This window comes from Nonomuraea endophytica, from assembly GCF_014203235.1.
GTDB classification, from domain to species: Bacteria; Actinomycetota; Actinomycetes; order Streptosporangiales; family Streptosporangiaceae; genus Nonomuraea; species Nonomuraea endophytica.
The window spans coordinates 278,156-302,228 of record NZ_JACHIN010000002.1 but is presented as its reverse complement, the minus strand read 5'-3'; the positions used below and the strand labels follow the sequence as shown (position 1 = coordinate 302,228).

Genomic DNA, 24,073 nt, shown 5'->3' with positions numbered 1-24,073 from the left:
GTCAGGTCGCCCCCGTCGCCTCGCGCAGTGTCGTGCGTACGGCTTCGCCCAGCTCAGCCAGGCGGTGCAGCGGGAGCTCAAGCGCGGTGACCTCGTCGGCCCAGGGAGCGATCCGCAGGACGAGGTCGCGGGCCTGCCGCTTGGTCAGCCCGTCATGGGCGCGGATCAGCCCTTCCCGCCACGTGTTGATGAGTTTGCCGTGGGCCCGGTCCAGGAGCCGGCGCAGCAACAGCTCGGCCGGGTCGTCGGCGGGCGGACGCCGTACCGCGTCGATGGCGGCGTCCTGGACGGTGATCGTGTAGACCGGCGACAGCAGCGCGGCGGTCTCCTTCACGTCCCCCGGAGGCTCGGCGGGGAAGGCGCGGACGTGGCCCGCCCTCGCCGCGAGCAGCAGGCGGGGCAGCGCCGTCTCCAGGCCGGCGGGCACGGCGACGGCCACCCGCTCGGGCGCGGCGGCGTACGGCTTGGCCAGCCACGTGGCCAGGCGCACCCGCGGCGTCTGCGGCAGGAACCCGGCGGGCCAGTCGCCCACCAGCAGTTCGGGCGCGAACTCGGTGGCCTGCTTGAGCAAGCGCTCGTCCCCGGAGCCGGCCTTGCTCTCCACCGACTGCGGCCCGTGCGTGTAGATGGCGGCGGCGAACCGCTCCACCCGGGCGGCCACGGCGGGCTTGGTCTTCGTGGTGGGGCGCAGGATGTAGAGGTCGGCGGCCGACCCGATGGCCTCCGCCCCGAAATAGCGATTGAGATCGGGATACATGGCCTCGTAGGCCATGTTGAGGTCGTGCAGGGAGGTCTGTACCTTCAGCGCGAGCATCGGCGTACGCTCGCTGGCCCCGTACGCCAGCATCACCCGCCCCTGCTCCGGATCCCGGAGCCCCTCCACGCACCGCGCGACGAACAGCCCGATGCCCTCCGGGGTGTAGGGCGGGTCGGTCACGGTCACGTCGGCGTAGCCGTGGAGGGAGGAGGGCAGGCCCAGCCGCAGGTCGGCCCAGCGAGTGCGCACCGACAGCCCGAGTTCGGCGGCGCACCGGTCGATGTAGGCCAGGATGCGCTCGTCGATGTCGGCCACCGCGATCTCCACCTCGGGGTGGAGGGACGCGATGGCGAGCGAGGTCAGGTCGTGGTCGCCGACGCACAGCACGCGCGCCCCCGGCGGCCAGGACCGCGCCCCGAGCAGCAGCGCCCGCCGCACCACGGTCTCCGGGGTGGCGGAGACGTGGTCGAGAGCCTGGCTCGCCCGCGGCGCCCCCGCGATCAGCTTCCCCATCCGCTCGACCAGGTCCGCGTGGCCGGGCAGGAGATGGTCGACGGGCCCGGCGGCGACAACCGGAGCGTGACCGGTGCAGAGCAGGGCGCGCACGCGCTCGGGGGACAGGCGGTAGCGGTCGCCGGAGCGTTCCGGGCCCACCTCGCGGAGCATCGCCTCGATCGAGCGCCTGGAGACGGCGGTCCGTCGCACCAGATCGGGAAGTGCCCACCACGGGCCCTCGCCGAGCGCGGTCAGCACCTCGCCGGTGCGCCTCGGGTCCAGGCCGGTCGCCGCCGCCAGGTCGCGTACGTTCTGCTCCTCATCCACAGCGGAACCCTAACGGGGGTCGCGGGTATGCGCGATCAAGCCCCGGAGCGCCACCAGCGCTCGACCGTCTCGCGGGTGGCGGCGAAGTGCTCGCCGGCGTAGCCGACGGCCGCCTCCGTGCCGTCTCCCCGTCCCCCCGGGCCACCGTGGGGGAGCGCGCGGGCGGCCGCGTCCAGGAAGCCCGCGATGTCGTCGTCCGTCAGCGCCGCCGAGGGCATGAACCGCTGGCCGTACGCCATCGGGTAACCGCTCTCCCGCAGCGCCGCGAAGAACTGCCGCCCCAGGTCCGGATCGGCGAAGACGACGTCGAACATGGTCGGCCAAGAACGTGCCCACGCCGCCACGGACGCCTCGTCGAACAGGCCGTCCAGCCCGCGCATGAGCCGCTCGCCCGCCGCCCGCATCGCCTCGACCGCGGCCCCGCCGGCACTCGCGTCCAGGGTCGCCAGCGCCGCCGCGAAGGGCGTGGTCTCCCGCTGATAGGTGTTGCCGAGGTGGGTACGGCGGGCCGCCTCCATGACCGCGGCGTCCCCGGCGACGGCGGAGAGCGCGAACCCGTTGGCCAGGCCCTTGCTCAGCGTGATCAGATCGGGATTCAGCCCCGCGGCGGCGTGGTAGCCGCCCCAGGCGTAGCGGAAGCCGGTCATCACCTCGTCCACGATGACCAGGCCGCCGTGGGCGCGGGCGATCCGCTCGACCTCGCGGGCGAACTCGTCCGGGAAGACGTTCACCTCGGGCGTCACGATCACCGCGGCCAGGTCGCCGCGCCGGCGCGCCAGCCGTTCGAGAAGGTCCAGGTCGTAGCCGAAGTCGGCGGTGTCGGGATCGCGGTCGGCCAGCCCCATCGCGGGTCGGTACTGCAACTGCCAGTCGTGCCACCCGTGATAGCCGGAGGTGAGCACGGTACGCGCGCCGGTGTGCAGCCGGGCCAGGCGGACGGCGGCGGTCGTCGCGCAGGACCCCGTACGGAAGAACTCGACCGCTTGGGCGCACGGGAAGATCTCGACGATCCGGCGGGCCCCCTCCTCGCGCAGCGGCGAGGTGGCCTCCGGCAGGATGCCCGCGCGGTGCATCTCCGCGACCGCCGCGTCCACCACCGGCCGGTACCCGGCGCCGAGCGGCGCGGCGCCGCTGCACGACGACAGGTCCACGTGGCAGCGGCCCTGCGTGTCCCACACCCGCGTGCCGGAGGCCCGCTCGAAGGCCGGTCCCGAGCCGGGCAGCGCCAGCGCGCTCGCCCGCCCGTCCGGGGCGATGGACGTGGCAGCTGTTCTGGCCATGGGTTCTCCCTCGAATCAGATGGTGGCCGTCGCGAGGTCCCGGGCGATCCGGCGAGCGATCCGGGAGGCGTTCGCCAAGATGGTGAAGGTCGGATTCACCCCGCCGGGATAGGGGAAGAACCCGCCGTCCACCACGTAGACGTTGTCCTGGTCGTGGATCCGGCCGTCGGCGTCGACCACGGAGGTCCGGGGGTCGTCGCCCGCCCGGCAGCCGCCGTGCAGATGGCGGCTGCCGCGTTCGTAGCCGGACTCTTCGAGCGTGATGTCGGCGGCGCCGGCCTGCGCGAGGAGTTTCTTCGCCTTTTCCGCGAGGTAGCGGAGCCGGGCCGCGTCCAGGGGATGTGTCGTGTACTCCATCATCAGCTGGGGTGTGCCGAGTCCGTTCTTCTTGTTGGACAGGCGTACCCGGTTGCGCCACATCGGCTGGTCGGCGGCGAGGTAGTGCACGCGCAGCGGCAGCTTTCCGTCGCGGGGCGCGCGTTCGGCCGGGCTGGCCTCGTACATGATGCCGCCCAGGCCTTTCGGGCAGGCGTCGTCGAGGTAGTGGTCGGAGAAGGACACGGTCGAGAACGGGCCGCCGCTGCTTTGGGCGCTCCGCGTGGCTACGGTGCCGGCGGCGTACCCGCTGACCTTGAAGCAGAGACCGCGCCCCACGACGTCGTGGCGGTTGCCCAGGCCCGCCGGTGACCAGCGTGAGGGCGAGCGCAGGAGAAGGGCCGAGGACTGTACGGCGTTCGCGGCCAGCACCACGCACCTCGCCCGCGTCGTGTGCCGGACCTTGGCGCGCTGGTCGAGCCATTCGACCGAGCTGACCCGGTCGCAGGCGGAGGCGTGGACGCGCAGCGCCCGGCCGCCCGTCGCCACCACGAGCGAGTTCTCCTCGACGGCCGGGTCCAGCAGGGTGGAGACCACGTCCGCCTTGGCGCCGGTGGGGCAGGCGTGCTCGTTGCAGGGGCCGCAGCCGTGGCAGGCGGGGCGGCCGGCGTACTCGGTGGAGTTGATGAGCAGGGGCGTCGGGAAAGGGCGCAGGCCCAGGTGGCGGCCGGCGCCGGCGAGCAGGCGGCCGGGCGGGCTGTAGGCGTGCGGCGGCAGCGAGGCGGGTGCGCCGTCGGGTTCGAGCGGGTCGGCGCCGTGGGTTCTGGCGACGCCGAGCAGGCGTTCCATCTCGTCGTAGTGCTCGCGCAGGTCGGCGTAGGCGATGGGCCAGCGGGGGTCGAGGGCGTCGTCGGCGACGTGCTCGCGGGCGTCGAAGTCGACGTGTCGCAGCCGGAATCCGATGCCGGCGAACAGGCCCATCCCGCCGCCGAGGGCCTTCGCCGACCAGGGCCGCCCGACGAGGGCCGGTCGGCCTCGTCCCAGGCGGGCGAGCGCGGGTTCCCATCCGGGTTCGAGTGCTTCGAGCGTCGCGCCGGGACCGACCCGGTCGCCCGCTTCCAGCAGCAGCACCCGCAGGCCGCGCCGGGCCAGGAGGTGGGCCGTGACGGCCCCGCCGGGACCGCTGCCGATGACGCACACGTCGGCCGAGCGATAGACGGCCGAGGCGTCCAGCACAGCGCTCACCAGCCCCCCGGAGTGCGTGATCTTCGCAAGGGTCACAGGTTAGCAACGAACCCGGCGATCACGTCAAACAGTCCGGAATTACTATCCGTCACTAATAATGACAGATAGCGGTAGTTCAAATATGGAGCAATATGCGGGAATTCCCGGGAAACGGATCGACCACAGTTGGGGTTATGGACTGAGTGCGATCTTGTGTGCTCTTATATGGCCCTTGCAAGCCGTCGTCCACACTGTCGTGGGCTAGCACCGGTGGCCGTCTCACACACCGGGAGTATCGTGGGAGTTGAATCGGAACGCGACAACGACGACACGCGCCAGGTATATGCGCTGCACATCAAGCTCCTGAAAAGGGGGGACTCGCCACGTCTCCTCGGAGTGGATGAGGACCACGTCCGCCGGCTGGCCGCCGTGGAGACCGGACTTCCCCCCATCCTCGTCCACCGCGAGACCATGCGCGTGATCGACGGGATGCACCGCCTCGGTGCCGCCATCCTCAACGGCCGGCAGATGATCGACGCACGGTTCTTCGAGGGGAGCGAGGAAGCGGTCTTCCTGGCGGCGGTGCGGGCCAACGCCACCCACGGCCTGCCGCTGTCGCTGCAGGACCGGCGCGCGGCGGCGCTCCGCATCATCGAATCCCATCCAGGCATGTCCGACCGGTCGATCGCCGAGGTCACGGGGCTGTCGGCGAAGACCGTGAGCGGACTGCGGCAGTGCTCGACCGTGGATTTTCCACAGTTGAACGCCCGCGTCGGCAAGGACGGCCGCCGCCGTCCGCTGAACGCCGAGGAGGGCCGGGTGCGCGCGGCCATGGTGATCGCCGCCAACCCCGACGCCTCCCTGCGGAAGATCGCGCAGGACGCGGCGGTGTCGGTCGGCACCGCGCACGCCGTACGCCAGCGGATCCGGCGCGGCGAGGACCCCCTGGCCGCACAGACCGCGGAACGGCACGCCGACGCCGGCCCCGTGGCCGCGCGCACCCCCAAACGCCGCCGCCCGGAGCACCGGACCACCGATGTGGTCATGCGGCTGCAGTCCATTCAGCGCGACCCGTCGCTGCGGCTGTCCGAGGCGGGCAGGCACCTGCTCCGCTGGATGCACATTCACGTGACGGCCAAGGACATGCAGCCGAACCTGCTCGACGCGGTCCCCTCACACCTGGCGCCCATCGTGGCCGACCTGGCACTGCAGTGCGCGGAGATCTGGATCGACTTCGCCCACGACGTGCGGGAGCGCCTCGACGACCAGGCGGAGGGCCCGCCGCACTCCCGCTCGCAGGCAAGGGGGCAGTAGTGGAACGACGATCGGCCGAGTTCACCGGGCAGAGCACCGGTTCGGGACCCGCCACCTGCGGACAGGTCTCCATGTGGCTGGACATCACCGCCAAGGACCCGAGCGAGGCGTTCTTCAACCCCTCCGGCGAGGTGGAGGTGCCGGCCGGGCTCACCGTCGAGGACGTGCTGGACGAGCTGGGCGCGCTGATGTGCCGGCACGAGTCGCTCCGCACCTTCCTGACCGAGGACGCCGCCGGCCGGCTGACGCAGACGGTCACGAGCGCGGGCCGGCTGCCCGTGGACCTGGCCGACCTCGGCCCCGACGGCGACGGGCTGTGGGCGGCGCTGGCCGGGCGCCGCCAGGTGGTGGAGCGGTTGCCGTGGGACCTCTCCGCTGAGCTGCCGTTACGTCCCACGGTCTTTCACCGCGCGGGCGAGCCGCTGGCCGTTCTGCTGAGCATCGCGCACACCGCGGCCGACGGCGGCGGCATGCGCAATCTCGTCGCCGACCTGGCCGCGATGGTCGAGGCCCGCGCCAAAGGTCTGGTACGGCCCGCGCCGCCCACCGCCCGGCAGCCGCTGGAGCAGGCCGCCTACGAACGCTCCGACGAGGGCGGCCGGCGGCTCGCGGGCGCGCTGGACCACTGGCGCGCCAGGCTGGCCACGGTCCCGCCCACGATGTTCCCCGCAGAAGGTGAGCCGGGCCCGCCTTCCTACCACGCGGCGGTCCTCTTCTCCAGGGCCGCCGACCTCGCCCTGAACCTCCAGGCGAGGCGGTACGACGTCAGCGGGACGGCGATCCTGCTCGGGGCGACGGGGCTGGTGCTCGGCGCGTACACCGGGATGCCGGTCTGCGCGGTCCAGCTCATCTGCGCCAACCGCACCCAGGAGCCGGAGCGGCGCGCGGTCGCCTGCATGATCCAGGGCGCGCTCGTCACGCTGGACCTGCGCGGGGAGAGTTTCGGCGACGTCGTCACCCGAGCCTGGACCGCCTCGCTCCGCGCCTACCGCAACGGCCTGTACGACAAGCGGGAGCTACGCCGGATCATCCAGGAGACGGAGGAGGAACGCGGCGTCCGGCTCGACCTGTCGTGTGTGTTCAACGACATGCGCGAGGAGACCCGTCCGGAGCGCCGGCTGGTCGGCTCGGTCGACGAGGCGGCCGTGCTGCAGGCGCTGCGCGACAGCCTCATCCGGCCGGAGCCCGCGGTGGAGCAGGAGAAGTTCGCGCTGTACGCCGAGGACACCCCCGAGATGCTCCGGCTGACCCTGCACGCCGACGCCCGCTACCTGGACGCCGGCGCCCTGCGTGACGTGCTGTCCGGCATCGAGCGGCTGCTGGTCGAGTCGGCGTTCGGCGAGATCCGCCCGGCCGACGTGGGCACGCTGACCGGCATCGCCCCACCCCGAGGGGAGGCGACCGCGTGAGCGTGCCCGACGGGACGCTGCGCTCGCTGCGGCTGATCCCGGACGATGCCCGGAACCCGGAGGTGCCGTGGAGCTCGGCCGAGCGCGACTACGGCCTGCCCTCCGACGTGCTGCGGGCCATGCTCGCCGCCGGGCTCGGCGGCCCGGACGGCTTCGACCACTTCGACCTGCTCAACGTCTCACTCGACCTGGGTGTCCGCTCCCTGTGGACGTTCGGCCCGCCCTCGTGGGCGAAAGGCCTGCGCTCCGGTACGGCCGCGCGCGCCGAAATCGAGTACGTGCCGGAGTGCGCCCACGAACCCGGCGAGGACCAGGACTGCGACTTCCACGTCCTGCTGCCGACCGGCTGGACCCCGTGCCCGGAAGGCTCGGCGGTCGCCCACTTCGACCTGCCCGCCGCCTGGCCCAAGCCGGAGCCGCGCGCCGCGGAGCTGCTGGAGGAGTTCGGCCGCGTCAGGTTCGTGCGCCTGCCCATGACGGTCGGGCTCGACCTGGACTTCGTCGAGCGCACCGGCATCGCGGACTGCACGGGCGGCTCGCTCTTCCTGGTGCGCGAGGGCCGTCGCCGCGGCCTGCCGATCCGCCTCGCCCAGGGCGTGATCATCTCGCCGCCGTTCTCCGTCCTGCACTACTGGGCGGAGATCGAGAACGAGGGGGTGTGGGTGCCGCACGACCCGCTGATCGTGGGGGCGATGCTGCGCTGGGGGCTGCTCGACCCCGCCGAGTGGGACGTGCTCAGCTCCACCGGGGCCGTCCTCGCCCGCATCTCCGGGGAGATGGGGCCCGTGGGACTGGACGCCGGCCGCCCGGCCGGGGTGTCCTTCGCGACTGCTGTGCAGACCGGACCGAGAGGATGAACGCGGTGCCTGCGAGAGCCGTACACGGTGACGAGCGCACTCACGTGGAGAGCCGCGTGCGCGACCTGCTGGTCAGAAAGGACCTGCTGCCCGGCGTCATCGAGTCCGTGGACGCCGAGGCCGACCTATGGGAGCTGGGGATGGAGTCGCTCGCGATGGTGGGCGTCATGGTCGCGGTGGAGGACGAGTTCCGGGTCGAGTTCCCCGACGAGCTGCTCACCCGGGCGACGTTCCGGTCGCTGGCCGTCATCACGGACGCGGTCATGGGCCTGACGCGGGGAGACGACCGCCCATGACCGGAGATCCGCAGCGGACCTGCCGGGAGCTGGCCGGCGGGGTGCTGGCCGAGCACGCTTCCACGGTCGACAGGGACGCGCGTTTCCCCAAGGAGGCGCTGTCGGCCCTGCGCGCGCACGGCCTGCTCGCCGCCGCCGCCCCGGTGGAACGCGGGGGCCTCGGCGCGGACGTGCCCGCGCTCGCCGGCATGGCCGCGGCCCTGGCGCGCGGCTGCGGCGCCACCGCCATGATCTGGGCGATGCACCAGGTGCAGCTCGCCTGCCTGCTCGTCGGCGAAGGAGCGCCGGAACTGCGCGAAGCCGTGACCATGGTCGTACGCGACCAGCTCCTCATCGCCTCGGCCACCAGCGAGGCGGGCATCGGCGGCGCGCTGCGCACCAGCTCCTGCGCGGTCGAACGCGACGGCTCCGGCGCCCGCCTGGACAAGCGCGCCACCACCGTCTCCTACGGCGTCGAGGCCGACGCCCTGCTCGTCAGCGCCCGCCGGGGTCCGGACTCACCGCCCAGCGACCAGGTCGCCGTGCTCGCCGACTCCGCGCGTACGCGGCTGGAGGTCCTGGGCGGCTGGAACCCTCTCGGCATGCGCGGGACGTGCAGCCCGGCGCTGCGGGTCAGCGCCGAGTTCGAGGAGTGGCGGATCCTGCCGGTGCCGTTCGGCGACCTCGTCGCCCGCGTCATGACCCCGCTGTCCCACGTGCTGTGGGCCGGAGTCTGGTACGGCCTGGCGTCCGAGGCCGCCGACCGGGCCGTGCGTTATGCGAGGGCACGCGGGGAGAGCGCGGGACCGCCGAGCTCAAGCCTGGCCGAGATGCGCTGGCGGCTGGCTGGCCTGGAGGCGCAGCTCGACGCCGCGGCCAGGGACACACAGGACGTCATGACCGGAGCCGCGGAGCCGACCGTCGCCTTCACGCTCAGGGTCAACGCCCTCAAGCTGGCCACGTCACAGGTCGCCGTGGACGTCGCACTGGCGGCCATGCGGGCGTGCGGCATGGCCGGCTACTCCGAGGACGGCCCCTACTCCGTGGCCCGGATCCTGCGCGACCTGCTGTCGGCGCCCCTGATGATCAACAACGAGCGCCTGGTGGCCATCAGCTCCCAGCTCGCCCTCGTGGCCAGGGATCGGTGATGGGCGAGACCTGGGCACACGTGCTCCCGCCCGGCGAGGTCTACTCACCGGCCAGCGGCGGCTCGCTCGGCACGGTCGCCGCCGACCTCACCCGTGAGCACACCCGGCACGGCGGCGACACGGTGATCGTCGCCGACCGCGCGGGGGAGCACAGGTCGCGGGAGGAACGGCTGCTCGTCTACGACAGCCCCGGCGAGACGCTGGACGAGCACGCCCGGCGGGAGGACGACGAGTCGGCCGGGCGGGGCGAGCGCCGCGCCCACTACGCCGCGTTCTTCCAGCCCGCTCTGGAGGCGCTGCCGGCCGGCTTCGACGGACCGGTCGTGCTGCACAACGCGGTCGCCGCCGTCCCGGAGCTGCGGCGGATCCGGCCGCGCGCGCGGATCTGCCTCTACCTGCACGCCGACATGTTCCGCTCGTTCCCGGCGGCCGAGCGGGCGCGCGTGGTGGCCGAGGCGGACCTGGTGGTGTGCGTGAGCCGGTTCGTGGCCGAGCGCTTCCTCGACGGGACCGGCCTGCCACTGTCAGCGGTCGCGGTGGTGCTCAACGGGCACGACCCGGCCAGGTTCCACCCCGGCCCGCAGCCGCCGGGGGAGGCGCCGGTCGTGCTCTTCACCGGCCGGCTCGCCCCGGAGAAGGGACCGATGGCGCTGATCAACGCCAGCGTGGAGCTGGCACGCGCCGGTGCGCGATTCCGGCTGCGGATGGTGGGCAACGCCGAACTGCACGCGTCCTCCGCGCCGGACCGGTACGAGCGGCAGGTGAAGCACCGCGCGTCCTTGCTGGGCGACCGGGTGGAGTTCTCGCCGTTCGTGGACCGGGCCGTCATCGGAGAGGTGTACCGCGCGGCCGACGTGCTCTGTGTGCCCTCGCTGTGTGAGGACGCCAGCCCTCTCGTCCTGACCGAGGGCCTGGCCAGCGGGCTGGCCTGCCTGGCGAGCGCGCGCGGGGGAGTGCCCGAGGTGGGACGGGACGCGGTGCGCTACTTCGACTACCGGCGGCCGGGCGATCTCGCCCGGCAGCTCGGACGCCTGCTCCGCGAGCCCGCCCTGCGGGCCGAGCTGAGGAGGCGGGCGCTGGGCCGGGGGCGCGAGCTGACCTGGGAGAGCCGCTACCGCCTGCTCCGGGCGCGGCTGGCGGAGGCGGTCCGATGAGCCGCACGGCGCTCGTCGTGTCGGCGCATCTCGACGACGCCGTGCTGTCCCGCGGCGGCACGATCGCCGCGCTGACCTCCCGAGGGGCGCGGGTCGTGGTGGTGACGGTGTTCGCCGGGTGCGCGGGCGACCCGATGCCGCCGTACGCGGAGCAGTACCACACCTGGTGGCGTGAAGCCTGCCCGGCGATCGGCGAATCGGCCGCCGCCGGCATGCGGCTGCGCCGTGACGAGGACCTGCGGGCCTGCGCGGTCCTGGGCGCCGAGCCGGTGCACCTGGACTTCCTGGAGGCGCTCTACCGGCGCGGACCCGGCGGCTCACCCCGCTGCGCGGCCGGGGACGACCTCTTCTCGCCGCCGGGCCCTGACGACCTCGCACTGGCCGAGGCCGTCGCCGCCGAACTGGGCGCATGGATCTCCCGGCTGGCGCCGGACGAGGTGCACGCGCCCGCGGCGATCGGCGGTCACCTCGACCACGTGCTGACGGCACAGGGCTGCGCGACGGCCCTGCGGGAGGTCGCGGACGGGCCGCGGGCCCGCTGGTACGAGGACCTGCCCTACGCACTCGAACAACCACGTCACCGCCCGGCGGCCGCCGAGCCCCTGACGGACGACGACTGGCGGCGCAAGATCGAGGCCGCCGCCGCGTACCGGTCACAGCACCCCATGCTCTGGGACGACGACTGGCCGGACCAGCTGCTCGCACACGCCCGCGCGGCCGGCGGCGACAGCCCGGCCGAACGCCACTGGGACGCCGCCCCGCCCCCGGATGGAGATCATTGACATGCCCGGCAAACCCATTGATAACATCCTGCCCGTCTCCGGAACCGGAGGTCCTATGGCACCGTCCCCGTCCGTGCGGTCCTTCGACGTCTCGCCCGATCAGGCCACGTGGCTGCCCGGCGCGACCGGGGCACTCGCCGCCGACGGCGCCGTGCTGCTCACCGGCACCGGCCTGGCCGGCCGGGCCCGTGAGGTCGGTGCGCGCATGCTCGCCGAGGTCCCCCTGCTGGTGGACCACCACGACGCCCTCATGGCCTACGACGACGGCCACATGCGGCACCGTCCCCCCGGCGGCGTCGACGGGCACGTGGCGGCGTTCCTCGGTCATCCGGCCGTGCTCGCCCTGTGCCGCGGGCCGCTGACCGCGCCCCGCGTGCTCAGCTACCACGGCCACACCGTGCTGCCCGGCTTCCGGCCGCAGCCGGTCCACGCCGACTGGGAGCCGCTGTGGCCGGGGAGCGTGGCCCACCCGCCGTTCATGCTGGCCGTCAACATCGCCCTGGTCGGCACCGGCGCGGACAACGGCAGCATCGAGGTCTGGCCCGGCACCCACGAACTGGCCTCCCAGGACGTCTACCGTCCCGGCTCGCTGTGCGTACGCGAGGAACTCCTGGAGGAACGGCGGCCGGCCCGGCCACCCGAGCGCGTCGCCATGCGCGCCGGCGACGTGCTGGTGCGCGACGTGCGCCTGTGGCACCGGGGCACCACGAACACCACCGGCACGGCCCGCCCGATGTTGTGGCTGCTGCTGGCCGCGTCGTGGCTGCGCGCCGAGCCGTCGGTCCTGCTGGAAGCAGAGGTACGCGGCGAGGTCGAGGCGCTGGCCGTCGAGGTGGCCGCCGAGTACGTCGGCCACCCGGTCGGCGCCCTGTCAGAAGGCGGGGCGGAGTGACCACCGCGCCGTCCCGTCCGCGCCTTCAGGGAGGGCACGTGCCGTACGAGGTCCGTCTGATCACCGAGCAGGACGTCGAAGAGGTGCTGCTGCTGTGGGGCATGAACGCCGGTGAGCATGTGCCCCTGCTCTCCTACGACCGCTGGGGGCCGGGCGTGGCCGTACCCGCGCGGCCCGAGGTGTCGGAGGTGGAGGCGTTCACCCGCGACCCGCTTGAGGGCACCAGGGATCTGCTCCGGGCCGCGCTCACCGACGAGCTGTCGTTCTGCCTGGTGGCCGACAGCGGGCACGAGCTGGAGGGGTTCCTGACCGGGGAGATCCAGACCCAGTCGGTCAACGACTTCCGCGTCGGCTCCGTCCGCGAGTTCTACGTCCGGCAGGAGAGCCGCCGCCGCGGCATCGGGTCCGCGCTCGTGGAGGGCGCGATCGCGGAGTTCCGTCGCCGCCGGGCGCGGATGTTCCGCGCCGAGGTCAACCCGACCTGGAAGGACGGCATGGCGTTCTGGCGGGCGCGGAGCGCGTGGCTGCAGGACGCCGTGGTGTTCAACCACTACGAGTGAGCATTCATCCGCGAAACGCCTGGGGAGCATGATGAGCCTGCAGAACGACGGCGTCACAGTGGTCGCCGAGGACTCCACCCCGATCGCCGGCGATCCCGACGCGCTCAGGCGGCGCCTGCGGGAGCACGGCATGCTCCTGTTCAGGGGCCTGCTGCCGGAGGCGCGCCTGGCCGAGCTGCGCGCCCGGTTCACCGAGGTGCTCCGCCGCCACGAGTGGCTGGCCGACGACGGGAACGACGCCGAGCCGCGTCCGGCGGCCAACCGCCGCGACGGCAGCCCCCGCTGGTGGCGCATGTACCAGGACCTGCAGCGGGTCGAGCTGATGCACGAACTCGCGCACGCGCCCGAGGTCATCCGGGTGATGCGGGCCGTCCTCGGCAAGCACCTGCTGAACCACACGCGGCGCCAGGTCAGCCTGGTGCACCCCGGCTTCTGGGTGCCGCCGCACCAGGAGCACACCTACGTCCAGGGCACCCCGGACGTGCTGACCGCCTGGGTGCCGTTCACCCCGTTCCCCGCCGACGGCGGCGCGCTGCGCGTGCTGCGGGAGCGCTCCGTGCCAGGGGTACGCCCGCTGACCGTGCTGGACACCGGAGGCGTCGAGGCCGAGGTCGGGCCGGACGAGGGCGACTGGTGGCGGGCCCCGGACCTGGGGCCGGGCGACGTGGTCGTGCTGCACGCGCTGGCGACGCGGGCCGTGGACGAGAACCTCTCGCCGTACCTGCGCGGAGCCGTCGAGTACCGCTACCAGTCCGCGCGTGAGGCGGTCTGCTTCGCCTCGCTGCGCCCGCACCACTACCCGCGCGTGCCCGGCTGGGAGGAACTGGCCACCGGCTGGGCCCAGCGGCGCTGGCTGCGGGTGCCGCTGCGGGTCCGGCAGGTGGAGTTCCTGCTGCCCGACCGGCAGGAGAGCTGGCACGAGCTCCTCCCGCACCCGGCCTCCCGGTTGCTCGACGTGGAGTCCGGTCGGAGGTGACCTCAACCCGCCGGCCCGGGAAAGAGGGCGGGGCCGGCGCGGCCAGGGTGGCGATCCGGCTCTGCTTCGAGGCCTCACCCAGGCTCCTGGTCCTCGTCATGCTGCTGTCCACGGCCGTGTCCACGCTGCCCGCGGCACTCCTGCTCATCGTGCGCGAGATCGTCGAGGCGTTCTCGCAGGGCGACGACGGCCGGGCGACGACGTGGATCCTCGTGCTCGGCGGGCTGACCGCGGCGCGGGTGGCGCTCGCCGCGCTGCTGTCCGTGCGCCGCGAGGAGCTGACCGAGCTGGTCGGCATCACCGCCGAGCAGCGGCTGCTGCGGGTCACGGGCTTCGCGCCGCTGGAGCGCTTCGACGATCCGGCATGGTACGACGCCGTCGCACGGGCACACGACGGCGTGACCTGGCGGCCGGCGGCCATCGCCGGGATCCTCATCGAGTTCTGCGGCCAGATCGTCTCGCTGGCCGGCATGGTGGGCGTGCTGGCCGTTCTGGACTTCCGGCTCATCGGGCTGGCCCTGCTGGCCGGCGTGCCGTTGCTGGTGCAGCGGCGGCTGGAGGCCAGGGCCATCTATCTCGCGCGCCGGGGCACCACCGAGCTGGAGCGCCGCCGCGACTACCTCACCGAGTTGCTCGTCCGCTACGACCTGGCCAAGGACGTGCGCAGCTACGGGCTGGCGGCGCCGTTCACGCGGATGCACGACGACATCAGCCGCCGCGCGCTGCGGGCGGTCGTCGCGGCGAGCCGCCACAGCGTGGCGCGCGGGCTGGTCGCGGGGGTGCTGAGCGCCGTGTGCCTGGTGGTGGCCTACTACCTCGCCGCCGGTCAGGCGCAGTCGGGGGCGCTGACGGTGGCCGAGCTGTTCCTGGTCTTCACCGCCTTCAACACCCTGGTGAGCAGCACGGTGGACCTGTTCACCATCGCGGTGGACATCGAGGAGCACGCCGCCTACCTCACCGATTTCGTCGCGCTGGCGTACGGGCCGGCCCGGCCGGCCGATCCGCCTTCCGAGGCCGCGCCCGTGGTCGTGGAGCACGTGCCGGAGGTCGAGTTCCAGGGCGTCGGGTACGCCTACGCGGGCGGGTCGCCGGTGCTGCGCGAGGTGTCGTTCACGCTCCGGCCCGGCGAGTTCACCGTGCTGGTGGGACGGAACGGGGCGGGCAAGTCCACGCTGGTCAAGCTCCTGCTCGGGCTGCTCGGGCCGGTCAATGGGCGCATCCTGGTGGATGGGGCCGATCTGGCTGGGCTGGACCCGGCCCGGCTGCGGGAGCTGATCGGCGTGCTCTACCAGGAGTACGGGCGCTACGAGTTCACGGTGGCCGAATCGGTCCGTCTCGGGCGGGCGGATCGGCCGCTTGACCATGAGCGGCTGGACTTCGCGCTGCGGGCCGGTGGGCTGGACGGGCTGGTCGCGCGACTGCCTCAGGGAGCGGACAACCTGGTCGGCCGGATGTTTCCCGGCGCGCGCGACCTGTCCGGCGGGCAGTGGCAGCGGCTGGCGCTGGCGCGGGTCCTCTACCGCGACGCGCCCGTCTGGGTGCTGGACGAGCCGACCGCGGCGCTCGACGTCCAGGCCGAGGCCGCGCTGATCCAGCGGCTGCGCGCCGAGCGGGGCAGGCGGACCGTCCTGCTGATCACCCACCGGCTGGAGACGGCGCAGACCGCCGACCGCGTGCTCGTGCTGGACGACGGGGTCCTGGTCGAGCACGGCTCCCACGAGGAGCTGATCTCCCGGGGCGGCAGCTACGCGCGGCTGTGCGCCGAGTACGCCGCCCGGTCCGGCTAGCCGGCGGTCTTGCGCCGGGCCGTTCCCGCCAGGAACTCCAGCACGCAGCGGTTGGCCACCAGCGCCGTGATGTCGGCGTGGTCGTACGGCGGCGCGACCTCCACGACGTCCATGCCGACGACGTCGGTGTTGAGCACCAGGTCGCGGATGCCGGCGAGCAGTTCCCTGCTGGTCAGGCCGCCGGGCTCGGGGGTGCCGGTGCCGGGCGCGTACGAGGGGTCCAGCACGTCGATGTCGATGGAGATGTAGACCTTGCCGGTGATCGTGGAGATCACCTGCTGGATGATGTCGGTGAGCCCGGTCTCCTCGACGTCCATCATGGTCCAGTGCTCGACGCCGTTCTCCCCGGCCCAGGCGAAGGTCTCCCTGGACGGGCCGTAGCCGCGCAGCCCGAGCTGGAACACCTGGTTGGTCAGCCCTTCCTCGATGACCCGCCGGACCGCCGTGGCGTGGGTGAGCAGGCGTTCCGGGCCGCCGTCCCAGGTGTCGGCGTGCGCGTCCCAGTGCACGAAGCTGACCGGGCCGTGCTTGTCGGCCACGGCCCGCAGCACCGGCAGGAGCACCGAGTGGTCGCCGCCGAGCACCACCACCTGCTCCGTCACGGACATGAGCTCGCGCACCCACTTCTCCGCGGCGTCCAGGTTGCGCTCGTGCTGGCCGGGGGTGACGGGCACGTCGCCCACGTCGACGATCCTCAGGTGCTCGAAGATCTCGGTCTCCAGCCCGACGTGGTAGAGGTTGCCGGCGATGAGGGTGGAGGCGTCGCGGATGGCCGCCGGGCCGAAGCGCGCGCCCGGCCGGCCGCCGGTGCCCGAGTCGACGGGTATGCCCAGCACGGCCACGTCACTCGGACGACCCTCGAACCTGCCGTCATTTGACGGGGGAATGTCATGAAACGTCCGCGTGGGCACTCATATCCCCAATCGCACACTTGTCTCTTTGGTTATCGGTCGGCAGCATAGATCAAAGATCGCGCGCACAACACCGTCTACCGGATGCGGCAATAGGGGGAATCTCATTTCTCATTCCTTTGTTACGGAATTATCCGGCCGTTGGGCCGCCGAATGGGCGCGGCCGATCCGCAAGGAGTACCGTGACGGCACGGATCGAGCCGTGAGCCCGGCCGCGACCCTCGAACGGGTGTCGCCCGCCATGTCCGTCGCCGGGATCACCCGCGTGGCGAACGTGACCGGAATGGACCGGATCGGGATCCCGGTCTGGTGCGCGATCCGCCCCGCCTCGCGCAGCCTGACCGTCTCGCAGGGCAAGGGCGTCACCGCCGAGGCCGCCAAGGTGTCCGCGATCATGGAGTCGCTCGAACTGTGGCACGCCGAGACCCACCACCTGCCGCTCCGCTACGACAGCTTCCGCGCGCTGGCCGACGGCGGCGAGGCCGTACTCGATCCGATGACGCTCGTCCGCTGCCCGTGCAGCGGGTACGACCCCGATCGCGCGATGCGCTGGGCACGCGGCTGGGACCTGATGAGACGCGAGCCGGTCTGGGTGCCGTACGAGGCGGTGCACTGCGACTGGCGGGTGCCGATCGCGCCCGGCGACCACTCCGTGCAGAACGGCTCCAACGGCCTGGCCTCCGGCAACAGCCTCATCGAGGCCGCCGTCCACGCCCTGTGCGAGCTCGTCGAACGTGACGCCATCGTCGCCGCGCAGGACGCCGGCGACATGTTCGCCGCCCGGCGGATGGTGCGGCCGGAGTCGATCTCCGACAGCGGCTGCCAGGCGCTGCTCGAACGGTTCCGCCAGGCCGGGATCGACGTGCTGATCTGGGACCTGACCTCGGAGACCGGGGCGCCCGTCTTCAACTGCCTGGCCGTGGAGACCGACACGCCCTGGTACCACCCCCTGCCCCAGACACAGGGCTCCGGCTGCCATCCCCGCCGGGCCATCGCGCTGTCCCGCGCCCTCACCGAAGCGGCGCAGGCCCGCGCGACGGTGATCGTGGGCTCGCGCGACGACATCGGCCGCGAGCGGCAGACCTGGTACTTCGACCCCGAGCAACGGCGCGCCGTCGGCGACGCGGTCGCCGACCAGCCCATGCGCGACTTCACCGAGGCCCCCGACATCGACCACCCGACGACCAACGAAGACCTGGACTGGCTGGTGGCCCGGCTGGCCACCTCGGCCGTCGTGGTCGATCTGACGATCGAAGAGCTGGGCGTGCCGGTGGTCAAGGCGGTCGTGCCCGGACTGCGGTGGCGGCCATGGGAAGAGTGAGCGTCCCGCGTCCGCCGGTGGTGTTCCTGGGGCCCACGCTGCCCGTCGAGGAGGCCGCGCGCATCCTGCCCGCCGACTACCGGCCGCCCGCCGAGCTCGGCAGCGTCTACCGCGCCGCACGCGAGCGTCCCTCCGCGATCGGGATCGTGGACGGGTACTTCGAGCGCGTCCCCGCCGTCTGGCACAAGGAGATCCTCTACGCCCTCTCACTCGGCATCAGGGTGTACGGCGCCGCCAGCATGGGCGCGCTCCGGGCCGCCGAGCTGGCCCCGTTCGGCATGATCCCGGTGGGCGAGGTGGCGGAGCAGTACCGGCTGGGCCTGCTGACCGACGACGACGAGGTGGCGGTGCTGCACGCCCCGGCGCAGGGCGGATACCGCCCGATGTCGGAACCCATGGTCAACATCAGGGCGACGCTGGCGGCAGCCGTACGGGAGGAGATCCTCGACGCGGACGTGGCCGAGGCGCTGGCGGCGCGGGCCAAGGACATGTACTACCCCGACCGGGACTGGGCGGCCCTTCTCGACCACGCCGCCGAGTCCGAGGCAGCGGCGCACCTCGATCGGCTGCGCGCATGGCTGCCCGGGGGCGCGCTGGACCAGAAGCGGCTGGACGCCGAGCGGCTGCTGGCCGAGATGGGGCGGTGGCTCGAAACGGGCGCCGGCCCGCCCTCGCCGCCGGCGTGGCCATTCGAGCAGACGGAGAACTGGGGCGAGCTCGTCGTGGGCGACGGGCACCCGCCGTCCGGAGCGGCCCACGGAGACAGGCGAACGGCCGGCCGCCGGCGCGGCCAACGGCGAAAGGAGTCCAGGGCAGTGAACGGTGACGGCAGGCAGACGATCAGCGAGCGGCCGGAGGAAAGCCTGCCGAGCCGGCCCGCCGGGACGGCGATCCGCGCGGCCGAGGTGACCCGGCGGCAGGCCGCGGACATCGGTGACGTGCGAGAACTCGAACGGGCCCGCCGCCCTGTCCTCATCGAAGGCGCCCTTGACGGCTGGCCCGCCCTGGACCGCTGGAACCCCGGCTACTTCCGCGAGAAGGTCGGCGCGACGCGGGTGCCCGTCGAGCTCTACCCGTCCGGCTCCTACTACGGAAGCTGGGTGCAGTCCTCCCTGCGCATGGACCGCTACCTCGACCTCCTCACCTCACCCGGGGAGGCCGAGCGCTGCTACCTCGCCCAGGCGCCATTGCTGGATCTGCTGCCGGAGCTGGCGGAGGACCTGTCGGTTCCGGACTGCCTGAGTGGGGCGCCGGAGCTGGGGCTGGCGTTCTTCCTGGGCCGCGACACGGTGACCGCGCTGCACTACCACAGCAGCGAACAGGCCCTGCTGTGCCAGGTGAGCGGGGCCAAGGACGTGCTGCTGTACCCGCCGGAGGATCATCGGTACCTGAACTTCCACCCGTGGTACTCCTACCGGTTCAACTTCAGCCGCATCGACTTCTCCACCGTGTCGGAAGGGCCGGGCTCGCCGCTGCGGTGCACCGTACGGGCGGGTGAGGCGCTCTACATCCCCCTTTACTGGGGCCACCTCGTCGAAGGGCACGGCACCACGTCGTCGGTGACGTTCTTCTGGCAGCCCACCACCGGGCGTACCCGGCCATCGCCTGGCATGCGGTTGCGGTCCGTCCTGGGCGGGGCCGTACGGCGCCGCCTCGTGAGCCCGTTCGGCGAGGCGTTCAACCGCCGTTTCGGCCTGGGCTGACCTGCTCGTACCCGGCCAGCCACTCCTCCAGCACCGTCAGCCTGGCCCGGACCTCCGTCGGCGCACTTTCCTCTCCCGGAACCAGCAGCCCGAGCTCGCGGCACAGCGGGTACTCGCCGGACGCTTGGGGAAGGCGTGCGGCGGGGATCGTGCCGGACGGCGGGGGAGGGGGCGTGGCGGGGAGCGCGCTGTGGGCTGCCTGCGGGATGAGCGAGATCAGCAGCCTGTTGCGTCGCAGGTGGGGCGTTGGCCTGCGGGCGTCGTAGCGGGCGCTCGGGGGCAGCCGCAGCGCCCACGCGATGAAGCCGGGGTCGAGGAACGGCGCCGCGCGCGGAACCGGCGCCGCGGCGGCCACCGAGGCCGGATGCGGACCGGCGAAACGTGCCATGCGGGCCCGCACGTACGCGCGGACCGGGTCGGGATCGTCGGCCAGGTCTTCGGCCAACCGGCTGACCCAACCGGCCGTCCACGCCTCCACGTGGGCGCGCAGGTCCGGCGCGAGCACCCGCGGCGCCCTGCCCAGCACCTGTGCGAACGGCGCCTGGGCCACCTGCAGGCGGGCACGCAGCCGCCGGGCCGCCGCACCACGTCCCAGCATGGCGGCGGCGTCCGCGAGCGCCGCGGCGACGCCCTCCACCTGCCATCCGTCGGCCAGCCCACGACTCGCGGCCCGCAGTTCCGCGAGCCCGGAGGGGACCGGCAGGGGCCCGGACTGCAGAAGCTCTTCACCGCCGTCAGGGGTGAGGATCATCGACGCCCCGAGCTGCGCGGCCCTGGCCTCGCCCGCCCGCACCAGGGGCGTCCGCCCGAGGTCGGGCGCGACGGGGTTCCACCCGACGCGATCCCCCGGGCCCTCCTCCCACGGTGTACGGCCGCGCGACCCACCTTCCCCGGGCACGTGGTCGCGCCGATCGAGCAGCCGGTCGGCTTCGGCCAGGAGGAACCGGTGGCGCCCGCCGAGGAGCGCGATGACCTGCTGAGCCCGCACGCCCACGCTCGCGCCCTGCGGGTCGGGATGGTCGGCCACCACGACGGTCACCTCGGCCCCCACCGCTCGTCCGGCCGCGTCCGCCGCCGCCAGCAACGCCGTAGCGCCCAGGCTCCCGTCATGCAGGACAGCCACCGTCCGGTGGGACCCGACCGCCCGCCGAACGGCCTCCGCCAGCCGCTCACCCAGCTCACGGGGATCGGTCTTGCCGGGCACGTTGTCATCGGCTGTGCCCTGCGAGTCCCCGGGCTCCAGCCATGGAGAGGCGGGGTAGACCCCCAGCGCCAGTGACGGACGCGACAGGTACAACGCCAGCGCGCCCACGTCGATCCTGCCCACAGCGCGCACCGGAATGCCCGGGACGGGCCGGGTGGTCACGCCGTCGCCCCGGAGTCGGCCATGCGTGCGCCGCGTTCCTCCGCGCCGCGCAGCCACAGCTCCACCGCGCTGGCCGTCGCCACCTCGAACGTGTCCCGGCACCGCGTCCGCCAGTCCGGCCGCAGCAGCCCCCGCTCCATGGCCAGCGTCGGTTCCACGCGCGTCAGCCGCCAGTACCGGGAGTAAGAGCGCGAGCCGCGTTGACGGTACGGCGGCAGCACGGAGCCGATCCCCTCCGGGAGCAAGTCGGTGACCAGGTGCTTCCTGCGCAGGTACTCGTTCTCGTAGGCCGAGGAGTAACGGGCGGCCACGGGCAGGTGGAGGGCGTACTCGGCGAAGGCCGGGTCGTAGAAGGGGGCGGCCTCGGGGAGTTCGGTGGCCGGTACCACGACGTCGTACGGGAAGGTCCGGTGGATCATCAGCGCCTCCGCCCAGGACATGCCCGCCTCGGCGGCGACCCGGGCCGACTCTTGCCGGTAGTCGCGCTCCCAGGCGCACGCCGCCTCGTGGACCTCCTCGGTCAGCAGGGCAGAGCCGGGTTCCTGGGTCCGTTGCGGCCAGGCCGTCGGCCAGTAGAGGGCGGAGGAGATTCCGCGGTTCAGCCCTCCGGCGAGGACGGCCGTCAGTTCCCGCAGGGGAGGGCCGCCGCCGGCCGCAGCGTCCTTGAGGTAGGCGGCCAGGTCGCCGAATGCACCCTGGCGGGCCAGGCGCGCGGCCATGTAGCCGGGAGCCTCCAGCAGCTGGTCGGCGCCGCTGCCGTGGAGCAGGACCTGCGCTCCCGCGTCGGCGGCGAGCTCGGCCATCCCGCGGTGCAGCCGGGGGAAGCCGTCGAAGCGGGGGCCGTGCTCGCACCAGTCCGGCTCCGGCCAGCGGCGGGGGGCCGTGTCCACGCGCAGGTGGAGGCAGCGTAGCCCGAGGAACTCCAGCAGCCGGTCCACGACCACCTTCGGGCGGCGGCCCCGGTCGTCCGGGATGTCCATGGTGACGGTCATCAACCGTCTGCCGGTACGGCGGCAGAGCCGGGCGGTGACCGCTAGCAGCGCGGCGGAGTCGAGCCCGCCCGAGGTGGCGACCGCCACGTGCTCCCGGTCGCCGATCGCCCGTTCTACCGCGGCTTCGAGCCGGTCGCGCAGCTCGCCGGGGCGGGCGTGGCCACGGGGCCGGGGCGGCGCGTGCCGTACACGCTCAAGCCCTACCCATGGCGCGGCGGGGAACAGATCAGTGCTCAGCGCGGGCCAGGTGAACCAGGTCGCCAGCGCTGCCAGGGAGTAAACACCTGAGGGGCTCGCGGCATGTTCCGAGCCGGTTTCTCGGTATGTCGGGTTGGTTATGAACGGCGCGAGTCTGTCGGGGGCGGTGACGTAGCGGAAGGACGGGCGCTCCTCGGTCGCGGCCCGCGGTGGTGTCAGGTGCGTGTCCTGAGGGCTGGTCATGTGGGCCTCCCTGCGAGGTGGTACGCGAGCTGTCGGCCAACCACCCGGGCGAGCCGGACCCGGTTGGCGGGGCTGGTGATGCCGTGTCCCTCGCCGGAGAGCACCAGGCAGTGGTGGGGGCGGCGGTGCTCGGCGAGCGCGTCGGCCATGGTGGTGGCCTGGGTGTAGGGGACCAGCGGGTCGTCCCGGCCGTGCACGAGCAGCACCGGCGTATGACATCCGGCGGCGTGGGTGAGGGGCGACTGGGCGCGCAGGCGCCTGGCGTCGTCGTCCGGGTCGCCCACGCGGTGCAGGAAATGTGCGCGTTCGTGGTGCGACGACCGCTTCACGTACCGCATGAAGGCCACCAGATCCGTGGGCGCGCAGATGGCCACGGCCAGCGCGAACGCCTTCGGCCGGGCGGTCGCCGCCATGAGCGCCGCGTACCCGCCGTACGACTGCCCCATGACGGCCACCCGGTCCGGGTCGACGTGCCCTTCCGAGACCGCCCAGCGCAGCGTGTCCTCCAGGTCGTCCTGCATCCCGCCGCCCCAGCTGGCCCTGCCGAGGTCGAGGAAGCGCGTGCCGTACCCCTCCGAACCGCGGAAGTTGACCCGCAGCGACGCGTACCCCAGCTCGGCCAGCCACTGGGCCTGCGGCGAGAGGCCCCACACGTCGCGCGACCACGGCCCGCCGTGCACGAGCAGCACGCTGGGGTACGGCGGCGCGCCGACGGCCGGCGTGACCAGGTAGCCGTCGAGCGTCAGCCCGTCGCGCGCGGGAACGGTCACGGCGGCGGTGGGCGCGAGCGCCCGCCGGTTCGCCCTGCGCATCAGGCCCGGTCGCCGGGCGGTGAGGGGGTGGGCGGTGCCGTCGCCGCGGTTCCACAGCAGGTGCCTGGGCGCGGACTCGCCGTCGTCGGCCTGTACCAGCCAGACGGTGTTGTCCCTGGTCAGGCCCACGATTTCGAGCTCACCCGGATGACGTGAGGTGAGGACGGACAGGTCGGCGGCGAGCTCGGCGTCGAGCGGCCTGAGGCCCTGGCGGGCTCCCGACACCAGCGCCAGCTGTGGAATCCGCGTCGCCGGATGCAGCACGACGTCGAGGTCGTGCTCGCCGTCCTCGAGAACCGTCCGCGTCTTGCCGGTACGCAGGTCCAGCAGGCGTACACCGAGGAACCCGTCGCGACAGGGGCCGGACAGGTAGAGGCCGAGCCCGTCCGCCGTGACGTCGACGGGATGGGTGACCAGGGAGCCGGGCGGACGCGAGCGCCACACCTCGTGCCAGGCGTCCGCCTCCGCCGCGTACACGACGAGGGAGCCGTCCTCCGCGCGGGCGGTGGCCGCGCACGGCCGGTCGCCGGCGTCGCTGAACAGGCGTCCGGCCGCACCGGGCGCGGCCACGCGACGGGCCGGCCCGCCGGGCGAGGACAGCACGTGCCACGCCGCTCGCCCGTCCGCGCCGACGCCGCCCAGCAGCAGGCTTCCCCGTCGCGGCTGGTCACGGTCCACGACGTGGACCCCGGCGAGGCCCTCGGGCGTGACGTCGGCCGTCCGTCCGGCGGCCTCGTCGAGGACGATCACTTGTTCGGTACGGCCCGCGACGACCGCGACCAGCGCGCGGCTCCCGGGCAACCACGCGTGATCCACGATCCGGCCGGGCCGGAGCCTGCGCACGCCGTGTTCCGGGCGCCAGACGAACAATCCCGGCTTCTGCTCGCTCTGCCAGCTCACGGCCCGGCCGTCGGGGGACAGGGCGAGGTTGACGGCCGGCTCCGCGCCGAACCACCTGCGTGCCGCGCCGTTCAT

General features: G+C 73.3%; 20 protein-coding genes. 13 read left to right on the top strand and 7 right to left on the bottom strand.

The annotated features are described in order from the left end of the window. Position 1 precedes the first annotated feature (1 nt). From HNR40_RS09510 to HNR40_RS09500, 3 genes are read right to left on the bottom strand one after another with little or no spacing between them, the layout of a single operon-like run. Positions 2-1,579 (bottom strand): bis-aminopropyl spermidine synthase family protein, encoded by a 1,578-nt coding sequence (locus tag HNR40_RS09510; RefSeq protein WP_312896258.1) that lies wholly within the window; start codon positions 1,577-1,579, stop codon positions 2-4. A gap of 35 nt (positions 1,580-1,614) precedes the next feature. After that, the gene (locus tag HNR40_RS09505) at positions 1,615-2,859 is read right to left on the bottom strand and encodes an aminotransferase class III-fold pyridoxal phosphate-dependent enzyme (protein ID WP_184959903.1); all 1,245 of its coding nucleotides are present in this window, start codon (positions 2,857-2,859) and stop codon (positions 1,615-1,617) included. Positions 2,860-2,874: 15 nt separating this feature from the next. Continuing rightward, positions 2,875-4,419 carry an FAD-dependent oxidoreductase gene (locus tag HNR40_RS09500; RefSeq protein WP_184959902.1) on the bottom strand — a complete coding sequence of 515 codons (1,545 nt, stop codon included), beginning with the start codon at positions 4,417-4,419 and terminating at the stop codon, positions 2,875-2,877. 276 nt (positions 4,420-4,695) lie between these two features. Between HNR40_RS09500 and HNR40_RS09495 the strand changes: the two genes are divergently transcribed. The 11 genes from HNR40_RS09495 (at position 4,696) to HNR40_RS57110 (ending at position 15,552) form a co-directional block, all read left to right on the top strand. Beyond that, on the top strand, positions 4,696-5,712 hold the full coding sequence (locus HNR40_RS09495; RefSeq protein ID WP_221340189.1) for a ParB/RepB/Spo0J family partition protein: 1,017 nt from the start codon (positions 4,696-4,698) through the stop codon (positions 5,710-5,712). Next, on the top strand, positions 5,712-7,121 hold the full coding sequence (locus tag HNR40_RS09490) for a condensation domain-containing protein (RefSeq protein WP_184959900.1): 1,410 nt from the start codon (positions 5,712-5,714) through the stop codon (positions 7,119-7,121). The genes HNR40_RS09495 and HNR40_RS09490 overlap by 1 nt, the downstream gene beginning before the upstream one ends. Then, positions 7,118-7,978, top strand: coding sequence for a hypothetical protein (locus HNR40_RS09485; RefSeq protein ID WP_184959899.1), 861 nt, complete (start codon positions 7,118-7,120; stop codon positions 7,976-7,978). The genes HNR40_RS09490 and HNR40_RS09485 overlap by 4 nt, the downstream gene beginning before the upstream one ends. Positions 7,979-7,983: 5 nt before the next feature. Next, positions 7,984-8,274, top strand: a complete 291-nt coding sequence (locus tag HNR40_RS56150) for an acyl carrier protein (protein ID WP_312896257.1) — start codon at positions 7,984-7,986, stop codon at positions 8,272-8,274. Next, the gene (locus HNR40_RS09475; RefSeq protein ID WP_184959897.1) at positions 8,271-9,401 is read left to right on the top strand and encodes an acyl-CoA dehydrogenase family protein; all 1,131 of its coding nucleotides are present in this window, start codon (positions 8,271-8,273) and stop codon (positions 9,399-9,401) included. Before HNR40_RS56150 ends, HNR40_RS09475 begins: the two co-directional genes overlap by 4 nt. Continuing rightward, entirely contained in the window at positions 9,401-10,555 is a 1,155-nt protein-coding gene (locus HNR40_RS09470; protein WP_184959896.1) for a glycosyltransferase family 4 protein, read from the top strand. Before HNR40_RS09475 ends, HNR40_RS09470 begins: the two co-directional genes overlap by 1 nt. After that, entirely contained in the window at positions 10,552-11,337 is a 786-nt protein-coding gene (locus tag HNR40_RS09465) for a PIG-L deacetylase family protein (RefSeq protein WP_184959895.1), read from the top strand. Before HNR40_RS09470 ends, HNR40_RS09465 begins: the two co-directional genes overlap by 4 nt. Before the next feature lie 73 nt (positions 11,338-11,410). After that, on the top strand, positions 11,411-12,229 hold the full coding sequence (locus HNR40_RS09460; protein WP_184959894.1) for a phytanoyl-CoA dioxygenase family protein: 819 nt from the start codon (positions 11,411-11,413) through the stop codon (positions 12,227-12,229). Between the two features lie 38 nt (positions 12,230-12,267). Then, positions 12,268-12,789, top strand: a complete 522-nt coding sequence (locus HNR40_RS09455) for a GNAT family N-acetyltransferase (protein ID WP_184959893.1) — start codon at positions 12,268-12,270, stop codon at positions 12,787-12,789. A gap of 28 nt (positions 12,790-12,817) precedes the next feature. Then, positions 12,818-13,765, top strand: coding sequence for a phytanoyl-CoA dioxygenase family protein (locus HNR40_RS09450; RefSeq protein ID WP_184959892.1), 948 nt, complete (start codon positions 12,818-12,820; stop codon positions 13,763-13,765). Continuing rightward, positions 13,762-15,552: an ABC transporter ATP-binding protein gene (locus tag HNR40_RS57110; protein WP_184959891.1), complete on the top strand. Its 1,791-nt coding sequence runs from the start codon at positions 13,762-13,764 to the stop codon at positions 15,550-15,552. Before HNR40_RS09450 ends, HNR40_RS57110 begins: the two co-directional genes overlap by 4 nt. On the opposite strand, the gene speB is transcribed toward HNR40_RS57110, so the two are convergent. Further along, positions 15,549-16,388, bottom strand: a complete 840-nt coding sequence (gene speB / locus HNR40_RS09440; protein ID WP_184959890.1) for an agmatinase — start codon at positions 16,386-16,388, stop codon at positions 15,549-15,551. The genes HNR40_RS57110 and speB overlap by 4 nt on opposite strands. Before the next feature lie 277 nt (positions 16,389-16,665). Between speB and HNR40_RS09435 the strand changes: the two genes are divergently transcribed. Both HNR40_RS09435 and HNR40_RS09430 read left to right on the top strand, forming a co-directional pair. Further along, a complete protein-coding gene (locus tag HNR40_RS09435) occupies positions 16,666-17,784 on the top strand; it encodes a YcaO-like family protein (RefSeq protein WP_184959889.1) in 1,119 nt (372 codons plus the stop codon). Continuing rightward, positions 17,781-19,487 (top strand): TfuA-like protein, encoded by a 1,707-nt coding sequence (locus HNR40_RS09430; RefSeq protein WP_221340188.1) that lies wholly within the window; start codon positions 17,781-17,783, stop codon positions 19,485-19,487. The genes HNR40_RS09435 and HNR40_RS09430 overlap by 4 nt, the downstream gene beginning before the upstream one ends. Here HNR40_RS09430 and HNR40_RS09425 read toward each other — a convergent pair. The 3 genes from HNR40_RS09425 to HNR40_RS09415 are packed head-to-tail and all read right to left on the bottom strand — an operon-like array spanning position 19,462 to position 24,073. Next, positions 19,462-20,853, bottom strand: coding sequence for a hypothetical protein (locus tag HNR40_RS09425; protein ID WP_184959887.1), 1,392 nt, complete (start codon positions 20,851-20,853; stop codon positions 19,462-19,464). The two genes, HNR40_RS09430 and HNR40_RS09425, sit on opposite strands and share 26 nt — an antisense overlap. Continuing rightward, positions 20,850-22,286 (bottom strand): asparagine synthase-related protein, encoded by a 1,437-nt coding sequence (locus HNR40_RS09420; protein WP_184959886.1) that lies wholly within the window; start codon positions 22,284-22,286, stop codon positions 20,850-20,852. Before HNR40_RS09420 ends, HNR40_RS09425 begins: the two co-directional genes overlap by 4 nt. Continuing rightward, on the bottom strand, positions 22,283-24,073 hold the full coding sequence (locus tag HNR40_RS09415; protein ID WP_184959885.1) for an alpha/beta hydrolase family protein: 1,791 nt from the start codon (positions 24,071-24,073) through the stop codon (positions 22,283-22,285). The genes HNR40_RS09420 and HNR40_RS09415 overlap by 4 nt, the downstream gene beginning before the upstream one ends.